The 17,493-nt window shown below is 44.7% G+C and carries 16 protein-coding genes; 13 read left to right on the top strand and 3 right to left on the bottom strand.

Annotated features, from left to right (window positions below):
* Positions 1–22: 22 nt before the first annotated feature.
* Together tccB and tccC are read left to right on the top strand one after the other, a co-directional pair.
* Complete coding sequence (gene tccB, locus V2H77_RS18775; RefSeq protein WP_341500018.1) at positions 23–4,717, top strand: insecticidal toxin complex protein TccB; 4,695 nt, start codon at positions 23–25, stop codon at positions 4,715–4,717.
* A gap of 134 nt (positions 4,718–4,851) precedes the next feature.
* Positions 4,852–7,983, top strand: a complete 3,132-nt coding sequence (gene tccC / locus V2H77_RS18770; protein ID WP_341500017.1) for an insecticidal toxin complex protein TccC — start codon at positions 4,852–4,854, stop codon at positions 7,981–7,983.
* A gap of 447 nt (positions 7,984–8,430) precedes the next feature.
* On the opposite strand, the gene V2H77_RS18760 is transcribed toward tccC, so the two are convergent.
* The 3 genes from V2H77_RS18760 to V2H77_RS18750 form a co-directional block, all read right to left on the bottom strand.
* The gene (locus V2H77_RS18760; protein ID WP_265379497.1) at positions 8,431–8,697 is read right to left on the bottom strand and encodes a ribbon-helix-helix domain-containing protein; all 267 of its coding nucleotides are present in this window, start codon (positions 8,695–8,697) and stop codon (positions 8,431–8,433) included.
* Positions 8,698–8,945: 248 nt separating this feature from the next.
* The gene (locus V2H77_RS18755; protein ID WP_341500015.1) at positions 8,946–9,365 is read right to left on the bottom strand and encodes a hypothetical protein; all 420 of its coding nucleotides are present in this window, start codon (positions 9,363–9,365) and stop codon (positions 8,946–8,948) included.
* On the bottom strand, positions 9,352–9,525 hold the full coding sequence (locus V2H77_RS18750) for a hypothetical protein (RefSeq protein WP_341500014.1): 174 nt from the start codon (positions 9,523–9,525) through the stop codon (positions 9,352–9,354). The genes V2H77_RS18755 and V2H77_RS18750 overlap by 14 nt, the downstream gene beginning before the upstream one ends.
* 1 nt (position 9,526) lies before the next feature.
* On the opposite strand from V2H77_RS18750, the gene V2H77_RS18745 reads away from it, so the two are divergent.
* From V2H77_RS18745 to V2H77_RS18700, 11 genes are all read left to right on the top strand, one after another.
* Positions 9,527–9,709, top strand: a complete 183-nt coding sequence (locus V2H77_RS18745; RefSeq protein ID WP_341500013.1) for a hypothetical protein — start codon at positions 9,527–9,529, stop codon at positions 9,707–9,709.
* Between the two features lie 78 nt (positions 9,710–9,787).
* A complete protein-coding gene (locus tag V2H77_RS23695) occupies positions 9,788–9,889 on the top strand; it encodes a hypothetical protein (RefSeq protein WP_376712557.1) in 102 nt (33 codons plus the stop codon).
* Between the two features lie 185 nt (positions 9,890–10,074).
* Positions 10,075–11,178 carry a toxic anion resistance protein gene (locus V2H77_RS18740; RefSeq protein ID WP_341500012.1) on the top strand — a complete coding sequence of 368 codons (1,104 nt, stop codon included), beginning with the start codon at positions 10,075–10,077 and terminating at the stop codon, positions 11,176–11,178.
* A 60-nt stretch (positions 11,179–11,238) separates the two neighbouring features.
* Positions 11,239–12,279, top strand: coding sequence for a 5-bromo-4-chloroindolyl phosphate hydrolysis family protein (locus V2H77_RS18735; protein WP_341500011.1), 1,041 nt, complete (start codon positions 11,239–11,241; stop codon positions 12,277–12,279).
* Between the two features lie 46 nt (positions 12,280–12,325).
* Complete coding sequence (locus V2H77_RS18730) at positions 12,326–12,670, top strand: hypothetical protein (protein ID WP_341500010.1); 345 nt, start codon at positions 12,326–12,328, stop codon at positions 12,668–12,670.
* Complete coding sequence (locus tag V2H77_RS18725; RefSeq protein ID WP_341500009.1) at positions 12,654–12,797, top strand: hypothetical protein; 144 nt, start codon at positions 12,654–12,656, stop codon at positions 12,795–12,797. The genes V2H77_RS18730 and V2H77_RS18725 overlap by 17 nt, the downstream gene beginning before the upstream one ends.
* A 470-nt stretch (positions 12,798–13,267) precedes the next feature.
* Positions 13,268–13,630, top strand: a complete 363-nt coding sequence (locus V2H77_RS18720; RefSeq protein WP_341500008.1) for a hypothetical protein — start codon at positions 13,268–13,270, stop codon at positions 13,628–13,630.
* A gap of 331 nt (positions 13,631–13,961) precedes the next feature.
* Positions 13,962–14,807 carry a 3-hydroxyacyl-CoA dehydrogenase family protein gene (locus tag V2H77_RS18715; RefSeq protein WP_341500007.1) on the top strand — a complete coding sequence of 282 codons (846 nt, stop codon included), beginning with the start codon at positions 13,962–13,964 and terminating at the stop codon, positions 14,805–14,807.
* Positions 14,698–15,879: an HAD-IIIC family phosphatase gene (locus V2H77_RS18710; protein ID WP_341500006.1), complete on the top strand. Its 1,182-nt coding sequence runs from the start codon at positions 14,698–14,700 to the stop codon at positions 15,877–15,879. Before V2H77_RS18715 ends, V2H77_RS18710 begins: the two co-directional genes overlap by 110 nt.
* Positions 15,880–15,890: 11 nt before the next feature.
* Positions 15,891–16,148, top strand: a complete 258-nt coding sequence (locus V2H77_RS18705) for an acyl carrier protein (protein ID WP_341500005.1) — start codon at positions 15,891–15,893, stop codon at positions 16,146–16,148.
* A 9-nt stretch (positions 16,149–16,157) separates the two neighbouring features.
* Positions 16,158–17,303: an acyl-CoA dehydrogenase family protein gene (locus tag V2H77_RS18700; protein ID WP_341500004.1), complete on the top strand. Its 1,146-nt coding sequence runs from the start codon at positions 16,158–16,160 to the stop codon at positions 17,301–17,303.
* Positions 17,304–17,493 lie beyond the last annotated feature (190 nt).

The following is a 17,493-nucleotide window of genomic DNA, read 5'->3' as shown; positions in this document are numbered from 1 at the left end:
TTTAAGTAAGGCAGGTGTAATTATGTTATCGACAATGGAAAAGCAACTGAATGAATCTCAGCGTGATGCGCTGGTGACCGGCTATATGAACTTTGTGGCGCCAGCCTTGAAAGGCGTCGATGGTCAGCCAGTGACCGTGGAAGATTTGTACGAATACTTGCTGATTGACCCGGAAGTGGCTGATGAGGTTGAGACCAGCCGAGTAGCTCAAGCGATTGCCAGTATACAGCAATATATGACTCGTCTGGTCAACGGCTCTGAACCGGGGCGTCAGGCGATGGAACCCTCCACCGCTAACGAATGGCGCGACAATGATAATCAATATGCAGTCTGGGCTGCGGGGGCTGAGGTTAGAAATTATGCTGAAAACTACATTTCTCCCATCACTCGGCAGGAAAAAAGCCATTATTTCTCAGAGTTGGAGACGACTTTAAACCAGAATCGGCTCGATCCGGATCGGGTTCAGGACGCAGTTCTGGCGTATCTCAATGAGTTTGAGGCGGTGAGTAATCTGTATGTACTTAGTGGTTATATTAATCAGGATAAATTTGATCAGGCCATTTACTATTTTATCGGCCGTACCACTACCAAACCATATCGATACTACTGGCGTCAGATGGATTTGAGTAAAAATCGTCAAGATCCGGCGGGAAATCCAGTAACGCCAAATTGTTGGAATGATTGGCAGGAAATCACCTTGCCGCTGTCTGGTGATACGGTGCTGGAACATACGGTTCGCCCGGTATTTTATAACGACCGGCTGTATGTGGCTTGGGTTGAGCGTGACCCGGCAGTGCAAAAGGGTGCTGACGGCAAAGATATCGGTAAGACCCATGCTTACAGCATAAAGTTTGGCTATAAACGCTACGATGATACCTGGACGGCACCAAATACTACCACGCTGATGACGCAACAAGCAGGTGAAAGCTCAGAAACACAGCGATCCAGCCTGCTGATTGATGAATCGAAGACTACACTGCGGCAGGTCAATTTGCTGGCTACCACCGATTTTAGTATTGACCCGACAGAGGAAACTGACAGTAATCCGTATGGCCGCCTAATGTTGGGGGTGTTCGTGCGTCAATTTGAAGGTGATGGGGCCAATAGAAAGAATAAACCCGCTATTTATGGTTATCTGTATTGTGACTCAGCTTTCAATCGCCATATTCTCAGGCCATTGAGTAAGAATTTTTTGTTCAGTACTTACCGTGATGAAACGAATGATCAGAACTGCCTGCAATTTGCGGTATACGATAAAAAGTATGTGATTACTAAAGTTGTTCCGGGCAAGCCGACAGAAGATCCCGAAAATACGGGTTGGGTAGGTAAAGTTGATGACTTGAAGCAGGGGACTACCGGTGCCTATGTGGATATCGATCAAGATGGCCTGACCCTCCATATCCAGACCACGACCAATGGGGATTTTATTAACCGCCATACGTTTGGGAGTGCTGACAGAGAGAACAATTCTACGTCTGGTTATGGTTTTTCATGGACTGGGGACGAGGGTTTTTACCTGGATTACGATGATGAAGACTATTACAGCTTCCATAATGCAGTAATCACCTATTATCCCCAAGGTTATGGTGGAGGGTCTATTCCTAATGGAACATGGGATATAAACCAGCCCGTTGATGATGCATGGAGTTCCATATTCCTGCTTTATGGACACCATTCTGTTACTGTGAAAAATGGCGGTATCGCTTGGGTAGGGGATGATCCTAGCAGTTATAACCTGTATATTCCGGATGGTACACGTTTGGGGGATTGGTCCGGTGCAATAAATTATGCTATTAGTACTGATACCTTGATTGCTTTTTTCGCAGGTGCTGGTCATCTCACTTATATAAAAAACTTCAAGAAAATCGCCGATAACCGCAAATTCTATCAGGAAATCAATGCTGAGACGGCGGATGGGCGCAATCTGTTTAAACGCTACAGTGATCAAACTTTCAAACTTGCCAGCGGTGCGACCTATTCTACAACCTATACCCTGTCCGAGGCGGATTTCTCCACTGATCCGAATAAAAACTACCTACAAGTTTGTTTGAATGTTGTGTGGGATCATTATGACCGCCCATCAGGGAAAAAAGGGGCCTATTCTTGGGTCAGTAAGTGGTTTAACGTGTATGTTGCGTTGCAAGATAGCAAAGCGCCGGATGCCATTCCGCGATTGATTTCCCGTTACGATAGCAAACGTGGTTTGGTGCAATATTTGGATTTCTGGACCTCATCATTACCTGCGAAAACCCGCCTTAACACTACCTTTGTGCGTACCTTGATTGAAAAGGCAAATTTAGGGCTGGATAGTTTGCTGGATTACACCTTGCAGGCAGATCCTTCTTTGGAAGCTGATTTAGTTAATGACGGCAAAAGTGAACCAATGGACTTTAATGGCTCAAATGGTCTCTATTTCTGGGAATTGTTCTTTCATTTGCCGTTTCTGGTTGCTACCCGTTTTGCCAACGAACAGCAATTTTCGCCAGCACAAAAGAGTTTGCATTACATCTTTGATCCGGCGATGAAAAACAAGCCACACAATGCTCCAGCTTATTGGAATGTACGCCCGTTGGTTGAAGGACACAGCGATCTTTCACGTCATTTGGGTGATCCGATTGATCCCGATGCTCAGGCTTATGCTCATCCGGTGATATACCAGAAAGCGGTATTTATCGCTTATGTCAGCAATCTAATTGCTCAGGGAGATATGTGGTATCGCCAATTGACTCGTGATGGTCTGACTCAGGCCCGTGTCTATTACAATCTGGCCGCTGAATTGTTAGGGCCTCGGCCGGATGTGTCGCTGAGTAGCGCCTGGACACCACAAACTTTGGATACCTTGGCAGCCGGGCAAAAAACGGCTTTACGTGACTTCGAGCACCAGTTAGCTAACAGTGATACTGTTTTACCCGCGTTACTGGGCAATAACATTAGCCACTTGAAACTGGCGGATAATGGCTACTTTAACGAACCGCTCAATGTCCTGATGTTGTCTCACTGGGATACGTTGGATGCTCGGTTATACAATCTGCGTCATAACCTGACCGTTGATGGCAAGCCGCTTTCACTGCCGTTGTATGCTGCGCCGGCTGATCCGGTAGCGCTGTTGGCTCAGCGTGCTCAGTCCGGCACTTTGGCGAATGGTGTCAGTGGCGCAATGTTGACGGTACCGCCATACCGTTTCAGCGCTATGTTGCCTCGGGCTTATAGCGCCGTGGGGACGTTGACCGGTTTTGGTCAGAACCTGCTTAGCTTGTTGGAGCGTAGCGAACGGGCCGGTCAAGAGGAGTTGGCGCAACAGCAATTGTTGGATATGTCCAGCTATGCCATTACGTTGCAACAACAGGCGTTGGATGGATTAGCCGCAGATCGTCTGGCGTTGCAAGCCAGTCAGGCTACGGCGCAACAGCGCCATGACCACTATTACACGCTGTATCAAAACAATATCTCCAGCGCGGAACAACTGGTGATGGATACCCAAACTTCAGCCCAATCCCTGATTTCTTCTTCCACTGGCGTACAAACTGCCAGTGGGGCGCTGAAAGTGATTCCTAATATCTTCGGTTTGGCTGATGGCGGTTCGCGCTACGAGGGGGTAACGGAAGCGATTGCCATCGGGTTGATGGCTGCTGGTCAAGCCACCAGCGTAGTAGCCGAGCGTCTGGCAACCACGGAGAATTACCGTCGCCGCCGTGAAGAGTGGCAAATCCAGTACCAGCAGGCACAGTCTGAGATCGAAGCATTACAGAAACAGTTGGATGCGCTGGCGGTGCGCGAAAAAGCGGCTCAGACTTCCTTGCAACAGGCGAAGGCGCAGCAGGTACAAATTCGAACCATGTTGACTTACCTAACTACTCGCTTCACCAAGGCAACCTTATACCAGTGGTTAAGTGGTCAATTATCCGCGCTGTACTATCAAGCATACGACGCTGTGGTTGCCCTTTGTCTTTCTGCTCAGGCGTGCTGGCAGTATGAATTGGGGGACTACGCTGCCACTTTTATCCAGACCGGTACCTGGAATGACCATTATCGTGGTCTGCAAGTAGGGGAGACACTGCAACTCAATTTGCATCAGATGGAAGCCGCCTATTTGGCTCGTCATGAGCGCCGTCTTAATGTGATCCGTACTGTGTCGCTCAAAAGCTTATTGGGTAATGATGGCTTTGGTAAGTTAAAAACTGAGGGCAAAGTCGACTTTACATTAAGCGAAAAGCTGTTTGACAACGACTATCCGGGACACTATTTGCGCCAGATTAAAACCGTGTCAGTGACATTGCCGACGCTGATTGGGCCGTATCAGAACGTGAAAGCAACGCTTACTCAAACGAGCAGCAGTACACTGCTTGCAGCAGATATCGGCGGTGTTAAATATCTCAATGATTCGACAGATAAAGAGGGTAATGCGACGCATATTGTCACTAATCTGCGTGCCAGCCAGCAAGTAGCGCTTTCTTCTGGTCTGAATGACTCTGGTAGTTTTGAGCTGCGTTTGGAGGATGAGCGCTATCTATCGTTTGAAGGCACTGGTGCGGTATCCAAATGGACGCTTACCTTCCCGCGTTCTGTGGATGAACATATTGATGGCAACATATTGAAAGCGGATGACATGCAGGCGTCATTGTTGGCGAATATGGACGATGTACTGGTGCAGGTGCATTACACCGCCTGCGACGGCGGCGCCAGCTTTGCAAATCAAGTCAAGAAAACACTTTTTTAAATCAACTTTTAACTAAATATCTCCCACTCTGTTTGTCAGAGTGGGAGAGGGTCTGTCATACCTGAAATTAATCTTGCGATCTTTCTCCATTTCATTGGAAGGGAAGCTTTAAAACAAAATAAAAGGAATATGATATGAGTACGTCTGATACGACTCTTTATACTCAAACCCCAACAGTCAGCGTGTTAGATAATCGCGGCCTGTCCATTCGTGATATTGGTTTTCACCGTGTTGTGGCAGGTGGGGATACTGACACCCGTGTCACCCGTCACCAGTATGATGCTGGTGGACACCTGAACCACAGTATTGACCCTCGCTTGTATGATGCAAAGCAGGCTGATAACTCAGTAAAGCCTAATTTTGTCTGGCAACATGATCTGGCCGGTAATGCTCTGCGGGTAGAGAGTGTCGATGCTGGCCGAACTGTCACATTAAATGATATTGAAGGTCGTCCGGTAATGACGATGAATGCGACAGGTGTTCGTCAGACTCGTCGCTATGAAGGCAACACGTTGCCCGGTCGTTTGTTATCTGTGAGCGAGCAAGTTTCCGACCAAGAGACTTCTCAAGTGACAGAGCGCTTTATCTGGGCTGAGAATACAACAGCGGAGAAAGAGTATAACCTCTCCGGTCTGTGCATACGCCACTACGACACGGCGGGAGTGACCAGATTGATGAGTCAGTCACTGGCGGGTGCCATGTTATCCCAATCTCACCAATTGCTGGCAGAGGGGCAGGAGGCTAACTGGAGCGGTGATGATGAAACTGTCTGGCAGCGGATGCTGGCGAGTGAGGTTTATACAACACAAAGCACAACTAATGCCATAGGGGCTTTACTGACCCAAACCGATGCGAAAGGAAATATTCAGCGTCTGGCTTATGACATTGCCGGTCAGTTAAAAGGGAGTTGGTTAACGGTGAAAGGCCGGCGTGAACAGGTGATTGTTAAGTCCCTGATCTGGTCAGCCGCAGGTCATAAATTGCGTGAAGAGCATGGTAACGGCGTGATTACCGAGTACAGTTATGAACCAGAAACTCAACGTTTGATTGGTATCACCACCCGACGCGCCGGAGAGAGTCAATCAGGGGCGAGAGTATTGCAGGATCTACGCTATGAATATGATCCGGTGGGGAATGTCGTCAGCATCCATAATGATGCTGAAGCTACCCGCTTTTGGCGCAATCAGAAAGTAGAGCCTGAGAACCGCTATGTTTATGATTCTCTGTATCAGCTTATTAGTGCGACAGGGCGTGAAATGGCCAATATCGGCCAGCAAAGCAACCAACTTCCCTCACCCGTAATACCTGTTCCTACCGACAACAACACTTATACCAATTACCTTCGTACCTATACTTATGACCGTGGCGGTAATTTGCTTCAAATTCGACACAGTTCACCCGCGACTCAAAATAGTTACACCACAGATATGACCGTTTCAAGCCGCAGTAACCGGGCGGTATTGAGTACATTAACGACAGATCCAACCCAAGTGGATGCGCTATTTGATTCCGGCGGTCATCAGCAGACGTTAATGCCAGGGCAAAATCTGGATTGGAATATCCGTGGTGAATTGCAACGAGTAACACCGGTGAGCCGCGAAAATACCAGTGACAGTGAATGGTATCGTTATAGCAGTGATGGAATACGGCTGCTAAAAGTGAGTGAACAGCAGACGGGTAACAGTATTCAAGTACAACGGGTGATTTATCTACCGGGATTAGAGCTACGCACAACTGAGGTTGCAGATAAAACAACTAAAAACTTGCAGGTGATTACGGTAGGTGAGGCGGGCCGCGCACAGGTAAGGGTATTGCATTGGGAAAGCGGTAAGCCGGCAGATATCGACAACGATCAGGTGCGTTACAGTTACGATAATCTTCTCGGTTCCAGCCAGCTTGAACTGGATAGCGAAGGGCAAATTCTCAGTCAGGAAGAGTATTATCCGTATGGCGGCACTGCGGTCTGGGCAGCGAAAAATCAGACAGAAGCCAGCTACAAATTTATTCGTTACTCCGGTAAAGAGCGGGATGCCACTGGGTTGTATTATTACGGCTACCGCTATTATCAGTCTTGGGTGGGCCGATGGTTGAGTGCTGATCCGGCGGGAACCGTGGATGGGCTGAATTTGTACCGGATGGTGAGGAATAACCCCATCACATTGACTGACCCTGATGGATTAGCGCCGTCTGCGAACCGAAATCGGAATACATTTTGGTTTGCTTCATTTCTGTTTCGTAAACCTGATGAGGGGATGTCTGCGTCAATGAGACGGGGACAAAAAATTGGCAGAGCCATTGCTGGCGGGATTGCGATTGGCGGTCTGGCGGCTGCCATTGCAGCTACGGCTGGAGCGGCCATTCCCGTCATTCTGGGGGTTGCGGCGGTAGGCGCAGGGATTGGCGCGTTGATGGGATATAACGTAGGTAGCCTGTTGGAAAAAGGCGGAGCATTACTCGCTCGACTCGTACAGGGCAAATCGACGTTAGTGCAGGCGGCGGCTGGCGCGGCTGCCGGCGCGGGTTCAGCCGCGGCTTATGGCGCGCGAGCACAAGGCGTGGGTGTTGCATCGGCCGCCGGGGCGGTAACGGGAGCGGTGGGATCATGGATAAATAATGCTGACCGTGGGATAGGCGGCGCTATTGGGGCCGGAAGTGCGGTAGGTACTATTGATACCATGTTGGGGACTTCCACCACCTTTACACATGAAATAGCGGCAGCAACGGGGGGAGCGGCTGGTGGGATGATCACCGGTACACAAGGGAGTACCAGAGCAGGTATTCATGCCGGTATTGGTACCTATTATGGTTCCTGGATTGGTTTTGGTTTAGATGTCGCCAGTAATCCCGCCGGACATTTAGCGAATTACGCAGTGGGTTATGCCGCTGGTTTGGGGGCGGAAATGGCTATTAACAGAGTAATGGGCGGCGGATTTTTGAGTAGGCTCTTAGGCCGGGCTATCAGCCCACATGTCGCCGGTTTAGCCAGACAATTAGTGCATTTCAGTGTCGCCAGACCGGTCTTTGAACCTATATTTAGCGTTCTCGGCGGGCTTGCAGGCGGCATTGGAACGGGTCTGCACAGAGTGATGGGAAGAGATAGTTGGATTTCCAGAGGGCTAAGCGCTATCGGCAGTGGTATTGATAATATTGCGGGTATGATTGGTAATCAGGTCAGAGGCAGGGTCCTGACCACAACAGGGATCGCCAATGCGATAGACTATGGAACCAGTGCTGTGGGAGCTGCACGACGAGTTTTCTCTTTCTAGTAAATATTTTGAATAAACATCGCTAGAAATCTTCGCCCAATAATGGGCGAAGATTTCAGGGCCGGGAGCAGCCACTTTATTACCCCAATCATTAATCGCTGCTTTTGAGATTATAAGGTCATCACAGATCTATATGTCAGATTCTGAATCGCTTTGCAGAAAAGTTTCGTAATCCTGACCGCCGTAGAAGATGCCAATAATAGAAACTAATTCAACATTGCTATCAACATCAAAAGCAATCACGGTTCGTTTCTTGTAATTGGTAATCCGTAAGCCGGAACAAATATCATCACGTTGAGTCCCGTGATGAGGAAAAGTTTGTAAACTCTCGCAATACCGTCTGTATAACGTGTTGCAGTGTCTGGGGAGGCAGTAACAGCCAGATAATGGTAAAGTGTCACCAATTGCTCTGAGGACTCTGGTGAAAAGACAACACGATAGCTCACTTTAATTCTGCTTGCGTTCAGTAGCTAATCTTGCTCGTACTTGATTAACAGTCAGTGCTCGTGCCGGATCTGCTTTCATGGAATCGTACACAGGGACGACTTGTTCGCGTAACCAGCTTTCAACCGCACGATCACGGGCCATTAACGCACGCAGGCCATCCCGAATAACTTCACTTTCCGTGGCATATTCTCCCGTCATGACCTTAGTTTTTACTACATCAGCCATTTCATTTGGCAATGTAATACTGAATTGTTGTGTAGTTCGCATGGCATACCTCCAGTTAGGTGTGTAGGATTTAATCCTACTCGGAAAATAAATATATGTCCGAAAAATAGACTCATAAAATAAAAAATTTTGGTGCCTATCTAGGTTGCAGATCGGCAATCATTCGCAGCAGTTCTGGGCGATCAGGATGTACACTGCGCTCAATATTGACTTGGTGGGGCAAAGTTCTACGACGTATAGGATAAATAGTGCGGTACAGTTGATTTTCTTAATGAATGACTGATTATTCTTTAATTTTTTAATGTGTTTATAATGCTTATGGCTTGTTCTTTATCTTTTACCCCCGTTATAAATGAAGGATTTAAAGAAGTTTGGATAGTCGCCGTAACAAGATGAGTACCTTTAAATGATATTGTCATTTGGGTACCGATATTTTTATTGATTAAAGCATCAAAGTGAGCAAAGCATTGTTTATTGTTTTTTATCGCTATTTCTATCTGGTCATTACCCCCTTCGTCTGGCCCTAAATAATCGATTTTGTCGGTACAGGCGTGAGTTAAGGTAAAATTACCGCCGGATGAAAATGCGAATTCCAATCCCTCTTCTGTTTGTGTTTGTCTGTTTGGGATATTTTGACCTGAACACCCGGTTATTACAGAGAGAAGTAACATAATAACAAACAAAATTTTCATGATTTCAACCTTTTTCATTTATTAATTTTCTGCCTATTTGTAAGCGAGTACTAAATTTCCGATTATCAAATTTGAATTTAATTGATGCTGGGATTTGGGTTATTTCACCGTTCATAAATTTGAGTGTTAAGTCATCAAAAGTAAAATCAATCTTTTTGAGTTTTAGCATCTCAGACACAATGGCATCCACACCGCCAGGTTTTGCTGGGATAGGCTTGCCTGATATCGTGCTCGGTCTGGCTTTTGTATATATACCCGTTATCTTTCAAGTTGCCTCTTTGTTGGCTGCGCTCACTCACCCCGGTCACATCGTTATCTATGCTCCCGGGGATTCGCTCCCTTGCCGTCGCGATGCATCTTGAAATCCATTGGGTATAGTCCGTGACCAATTTTAATGATTAGCCCTTTCTTTGTTAGTTGTTTAATTTGGTAGATATGTCTTGAATAAAAATGAGCACGTTATTTTAGCGTACTGCTATGGCCGTAACGATGAAGCATTACGATTTTACAGAAATTTGCCGCCTGTTGTTAGTTACGGTTAGCCACCAGTTCCTCTTTTAACTGATGCACTGATAACGCTGGCTTATGCTGGCGTTTTTTGTTTTGTGTGCGAGGTAATCGCAGATTGTCAGAAAATAGAACTTATTTTAAACACGTTGTAGACATCCTATAATATTTCTTATTTTACGTAAAATTATTTTATCTATTCAGCTAACAGGATTATTTTATGAGTACTAAAGTTATACCTATCCCATCATTTGGTCGTGATATGGCTATCAATGAGTCAACTGTTCTGGTTGATCAGGAGCACATCAATAGCCTAATAGAAAAGATCGATATTTCACAACCTGCGGCGGTGATCAGCTATGGCGCCAAGCCTATGGGAGGGATCGCCCGTTTTGCTGATACGTTATTAGAGAATGTACGAACCAAAGAGGCTGATGAGGTAGGCCAGAAACTCTCGGATTTGGTCATGTTTATTCGCGAACATGATGCGTTATCGGCAGAAGAGAAGAGTAGTCGCTTTCTGAGAAAATTACCGTTGATCGGCGGGATTTTTAAAAAAGTCGAACGCACCATGATTGATCAGAAAACGCTAACACAGCAAGTCGATACTATTGCCACTCATCTGGATAGTGCAATGCTTAACTTGCTACGTGATATCACAGTGTTAGATCAACTCTACGATCGCAATCTGAGTTTCTATAAAGAAATATCGCTCTATGTTGAAGCGGGCAAACAGAAGTTACAACAGATTAAAATGGTGGAATTGCCCTCATTACAGAGCAAGGCTGAAACGTCTCAAGACATGATGGATGCGCAGAGTGTTAAAGATCTACTGGAAAATATTAATCGTTTTGAACGCCGTCTTCATGATCTGGAACTGTCAAAAACCATTGCTATACAGACTGCGCCACAGATTCGGATTGTACAAAATAACAACCAGCAACTGGCGGAAAAGATCCAGAGTAGCATCCTTTCCACATTGCCAATCTGGAAAAGTCAGATGGTACTCAATCTGTCACTGAAAGCTCAGAGTAGAGCGGCTAAATTGCAAAAAGAGGTGGCCGATACGACCAACGATTTACTGCGCAAAAATGCTGAAATCTTGCAACAGAGCAGCATTGCAACGGCTACTGAAGTGGAACGCTCTATCGTTGACATTGAAACTTTGCGTGATGTGCAGAGCCGTTTGGTCAATACGATTGAAGATACAATGCGCATTGCGTCAGAAGCGCGCGTTAAACGAACTGAAATTGAGCAAGAACTCTCCTCAATGGAAGACAATTTACGCCAGCGTTTAACTGCGGCGGCTAATGCACAATATTAGTCATCTTATCAGATGCTTTCCTGACAGGAATGGATAATAGTAAGAGGAATAAAATATCCTATGCCTACACCTCAATCATCGTCTGACCGTGATGCGGCACAACAGCAGGAACAGGGGGTAATATCTCTGTTCGGTAGCATTAAACGGTCGTTATCACGGGTACTGTTTCATATCAAAGTCTTTGTCCTCGCTTTTATACTGGCTTGTGTTGTTCTGTATACGCCTTGGTCTTTTTTGGCCTTGCCAGTGGGTGATGGTCATATTTCTAGCATAGTGCTGTTATCAGTCTATATCGGATTGTTGGCTCTCTATCCGTCACGTCCACATAGGCCGGCGACTTTGGCCGGTTGGTTGGTGGCGGTGTTGAGTGTACTGGCGGGGCTGTGGGCCGCCGCACTGTTGTTTGGCGGGCTGGCGGCTTTGTTCATCACGATTATCAGACAACGTAAACTAGAGGTAAGCAGGTTCCCGTTATTACTGATGACAGCGAGTATTATTGTCGCGTTGTTTAGAATTGATGCCCATGCGATTCCTGTTTGGTTTGGTGTTGTATTTTTTATCGTTGTGTTGACAACCGGGTTTGCTGAATTCTGGGAGCATCTCCGGCAGCAGAAAGCGCTGCAACGGCAGCAACAGATTACTGCTCGTCAACAGGCAGAGGAACAGTGTCGGCAAGATGAAGCACAGGCAGAGTTTACTGAATATTATGAGCAACTGACTCAGATCAAACGTTATAAGTCTGGCATGACATATGAGATACAGGAATTGATTAGTCAGATTGAAGAGAAAACACAGGCGATAATTGGCTGTATGCAGGCTGATGCCAGGGATGTCACTCCCGGTAAGTTATTTCTCAACCGTTATTTGCCAATGATTGTCAAGGCATTGGGGCGTTGTGCTTCGTTAGAAGAGCAGAATGCTAATAGCGCGCAATTCGAAGAGGTGAGATCGCTGACTTATCAAGGGATGCAAGAAATGAGTGTCGCATTTAGTGAAATGCACCAGCGTCTATTGGATAACGATATCGACGATCTATTGGTGGATCTAAAGGTAATGAATCAGTTGATCCGTTCCCAAGGGTTTGGTGTTAAGGATGATTAAAAAATTTATGGGAATTATGACATGAGTTTGTAAATAGATTTTGCCGTTGTCTGTTTTTGATATGTTCGCCAGCATGTCGATAGAAGCTGACCGGGCTATCAATGGTTCATTGCGGTTGTATATCGACGGCATGCAAAGCCCTCAGTATAAGAATGAGGTTTTGTATAATCAGCCTCGTATGGGGGAGACGTTCAAGGACTATGTATCCAGGACCACTGATGGGCGTAAGCTCGGCATTATTGTCAATGACGCTGAGCAGTGGTCCGATCGATTGGCTCGGATGGGGGCGCGTATTTTTGCACCCATCACGGATGCCCTGATATCTTTGGCATCGCAGACGGATCTGACACTGAATCAGCGTTTGGCTAAGGTTAATGAAGGTGATCATTGACGCCATTGCTTTTGTCATGAAAGGTGAACTTCCAGGCAGCTACCTTGGTACTCCGGGGATAAGTGCCGCTGTTTATGTTCATCTCTACACGTTCACACAAATCCTTGCCCCGCTGAATTATAGGTGATTTTATCACCATCGCCCACCATTGATATGACGCCTTGGGCGTTATCTCATGTTTTTCCAAGGCCGATAGAGCCTATGTGTACAACCTACAGTCAGTGTTCTAAACGTTCGTGTCACGAGGTTCGTGTTGCCTGTTCATAGAAATTTACATTCTAATAATATTATTAGAACTATTAATTATTTGAACGAAAAATATTTATTATGTATGATTATTATCAGTTTTCCTAAAGTGTTTTATTAAATTTATAAGGATCAGCTCGTTTGAGATAAAAAAACTAAAAATAACGATATTGTGTTTATTATATGTAGGAAATTTACTTTAGTTAGATGGTTTGCTGTGTAATATTGTTAATGTAAATTTATGTATCAGCATTGTTGCTCTGTCTTTCGGTTAAAGCAGAAGCAAAGTACCTCCTGTCAATGTTGCATGGCTGACTTCCTTCTCATGAGCTACTATTTAGGATAAATACTATGTTTGAAAGTTTTATGAACGAAGTGCCGAAAGTACACGTTAATATTAAACGGAGCTTCTGTACTGGTAGCGCACAGAAAAAAGTTAGTGTCAATAAAAATGACGGTAACAGTGTCCTCTCCGAATATTCCTCTGTTGTACACCCCAGTGTTGAAAATTCCTTGTCTGCTGATGGCAATAAAGAAAAAATCACTCTGACTTTCCGCGATTTGAAATCCAATCTGCTAGACAACGCTATGTTCTGTAAAGAACTAGAGACCATTCTGAAAGCGCCGACGCTGAGCAATCACCGGCATAAGGCGAAAACTAATCTGCTATATACAACGTCAAAGGTCCCGCCAGAGATAAGCACAACCACCTGAAACAGGTTGAGTTGCACTACAAAAAAATCACCTAGATTGACTAAGGTCGGTAACAGCATTCGTTTCGATTTTTGAAGCGAGTGGCGTCATTGCACAATTTGTCAGTGGGAAGGATAACGGTCCTTTGTGTTTTGCCGAGCGTCTGCGGGGGCAGGTGCTCGGCAAAGCGTCCCATAAAGTCGTACACCTTATGCGCATTGGTCATGGCGAGGGGCGGTAGCGTACTAAAACCGGCATCAGCTATGAGAGAAAAACGTATGAAACGCTCGCTGTTGGAGCGAGGGAAAACTTCAAGATATGTAGTTTTACAATTTTAAAAAGGAGATTGGCGTTGAAAATATCGATTGTTGGTGCGGGTGTTATGGGGTTAGACACCGCGATGGTGTGCGCCGCTTTTGGTCATGATGTCGTTATTCTAGACATTGATCCAACCGTACTTGAGAACATTCCTGCCCGGATAAAAAGTGAGTTTAGGCTCTATCGCATGCTTGAACCTTCACTCAAATCGGTGAATATAAATGAGCTGCTTGAACGAATAAAAGTGGTCAGTGACTATCAGGAAATTGAAGGGAGCGACTGGGTCATTGAAAATGTGAAAGAAGATCTGGCAGCTAAACAGAATGTGTATAAACGGCTGTCGCCTGTCATGAATGAGAAGACCTACGTCGCTGCAAATACTAGTTGTATTTCAATTACTAAAATTGGCTCATGCTTACCTTATCCAGAGCAAGTTATTGGCTTGCATTTCATGAATCCTGTCGCGCTTAAGAAATGTGTAGAAGTCATTAAAGGTTTCCATACCAGCGACAAAACGCTAGAAGCTTCCCAAGCCTTGCTGCAAAGCATTAATAAGAATGCGGTGGTGGTGGAAGACTACCCCGGGTTTGTTTCGAACCGATTATCTCACCTGTTTATGAATGAAGCGGCTTTTCTGGTGCAGGATGGCGTTGCAACGCCAAAGGATATAGACAAGATTTTTAAAGATGGATATGGCCATGCTATGGGGCCTCTGGAGACGGCCGATCTGATTGGGCTGGATACCGTGGTGAATTCACTACGTGTTCTTTATGACAGCTATCAGGACCCAAAATATCGATGCTGCCCACTGCTTAAAAAAATGGTTGATGCCGGGCATTTGGGCAAAAAAAGCGGTATGGGTTTCTTTAAATATAAATAATTGGGAAAGTGTGAAAATGAATATTGACACACAAGTTGAAGTCACAAATAAACCTGTTAAATGTGTGATTTGGGACTTGGATAATACTATTTGGGAAGGCGTTTTATCTGAGCAGGATGAGGTGAAACTCAAAGAAAATATTCCCCAGATTATCAAAAAATTGGATAACATGGGTATTTTGCAGTCTATCTCTAGTCGAAATGAGGCTAGTGATGCGATGGCTAAACTTCGCGAATTTGAACTGGATGAGTATTTTATTTATCCGCAAATTAATTGGGGGCCGAAGTCTTTATCGATAGAAAAAATTCAGAAGAGCCTGAATATTTCAGCAGATACTTTTATTTTTGTTGATGATCAAATAATGGAAAGGGATGAGGTTAATTCAAGGCATCCTGACGTTGTTTGTATTGACGCTTTAGAATATAAGACACTGCTAGACTTACCGCGAATTGCAAATATGGAAATATCCGATGATGCAAAGCTGAGAAGGCGTCGTTATCAAGATGATATCCTCAGAAAGAATGAGGAAGAGCAATTTGTCGGCACTCCTGAAGACTTCCTCAGTCAATTAGATATGAAATTTTATATTGCCAAAGCCGAAGAGGAAGATTTACTCCGCGCTGAAGAGTTAACGCAACGCACCAATCAACTCAATTCTACCGGTATTACTTACAGTCGTGATGAACTATCAGCGCTTATGGCTGCTGATGATCATGACCTGTTTGTATTTGAGTTGGTCGATAAATATGGCTCTTACGGAAAAATAGGTCTTGCTCTGGTTCAATATAAAGGTGACACGGATTATATAAAGCTTTTGCTTATGTCATGTAGAACTATGTCCAGAGGTGTCGGCAGTATCGCTCTGACTTATATTATGAAACAAGCTAAAGAAAAATCGCGTAATTTGCATGCTGAGTTTAGGCGAACACAGCGTAATAGGCAAATGTATGTAACCTATCAATTTGCTGGCTTTAAAAAATGTCAGGAACTCTCAGATGATACAATAATTTTCTCCCATGATCTGAGTCAAGTTCCTGATTTTCCGCGTTATGTCGAAATTGAAATTAATTAAAGGATGAGTTTGTGAAAGATTCATATATTATATCAACAGAAATTCGTAATTTTATTGAAAATAATATTACCAATTTAGATGATGAAATAGAGTTAAAGGACGATACTAATATTTTTGAAAGCGGTCTGGTTAACTCTTTATTTTCTATGAGACTTCTATGCTTTATCGAAGATAAATTTTCGATTTCAATTCCAGATGAATATATTGAAAGAGAGAATTTTATTTCGATTGAAAAAATGCAACAACTTGTCCAAAAAATAAAAGGTTAGATTTTATTTATGAATAATAAAATGGACCGGCTGGTTAAATTAGCGAAAGAGTTTTCAAATGAAGTACTTCGGCCTAACGCTGGCATGTTCGACCAACAAGGCGGCGTACCAAGAGACGTTATTGCTCAAATGGCCGATTTAGGATTTCTGGGATCTATTCTACCGCGAGAATATGGCGGTAGTGGCCTTGATCCATTGTCATACGGCTATTTAACGGAAGAAATCGGTAAAGGCTGCAATTCGGCTAGGGCACTGCTTACGGTTCACACCAGCTTGGTGGGTGAAACTTTAGTGAGACTTGCCAACGCGGAACAAAAAGAAAAGTATCTGCCAGCGATGTGTAAAGGCGAGAAAATTGCCTGTTTTGCACTATCTGAACCCAATGCCGGGACAGATGCTGGTTCAATTCAAACAACTTACGAAGAGACAGATTCAGGTTATCGCATCAACGGTAATAAAAAGTGGATCACTTACTCGGGAATTGCCGATTTATTTCTGGTTTTCGCCAAGAATGGCGACAAAATCAGCGCCTTTATGGTGGAGAAAGAAGCGGCTGGATTGAGTCGCACGCCAATGACAGGACTGTTGGCTAGTCGCGGTGCTTATCTATCCGAGTTGAGCTTTGATAACGTGGAAATCTCCAAGGATAATCTTATCGGGCGAGAAGGCGCAGGGTTAAGCTTTGTCGCAAATACTGCGCTCTTTTATGGCCGATACAGTATTGCTTGGGCAGGGGTTGCAATTGCTCATGCGGCTCTGGAGGAAATGGTTACCTATGCTCGCAAAAGAGAACAATTTGGTAAAAAAATTGCCCAACACCAATTAATTCAAGGCTTAATTACAGATTCGACAACAGCCTTTTATGCGGCCAAAGCCCTATGCGAGAAGATTGGCGAATTAAGAAACCAAGGTAGCCATGATGCAATAATGGAAACAAATATTGCTAAATATCAGAGCTCTTTAGCGGCTATTCAGGTTGCAAATAATGCTGTACAGGTTTTAGGTGGTAATGGCTTGTGTAATCACTATCCTGTGGAGCGATTATATCGAGAAGCCAAAGTGCTGGAAATTATCGAAGGCACCAGCCAAATTCAGCAAGTTTTAATCGCTCAACATGCATTAAGACAATTTTATCGTAAACAGTCCGTTCTTTAGATCTCGATATATCAATTGCAACAATAAACCATCATGCCAAATTTATTTGGCAATGATGCTTTGAGTATCTTGGGATTTTATTTATTCGAAAAGTAAATATTATTTCTGAGATGCTCAAAATTATGACTATTCGGATCTGCTCTATTGGCTCCTGGTTTGGAGCAAACGTTAACAATAACCAAGCTCTGTA

The organism is Photorhabdus sp. P32, from assembly GCF_038085095.1.
Lineage (GTDB): Bacteria > Pseudomonadota > Gammaproteobacteria > Enterobacterales > Enterobacteriaceae > Photorhabdus > Photorhabdus luminescens.
This window is presented reverse-complemented; position numbering and strand designations above follow the sequence as displayed.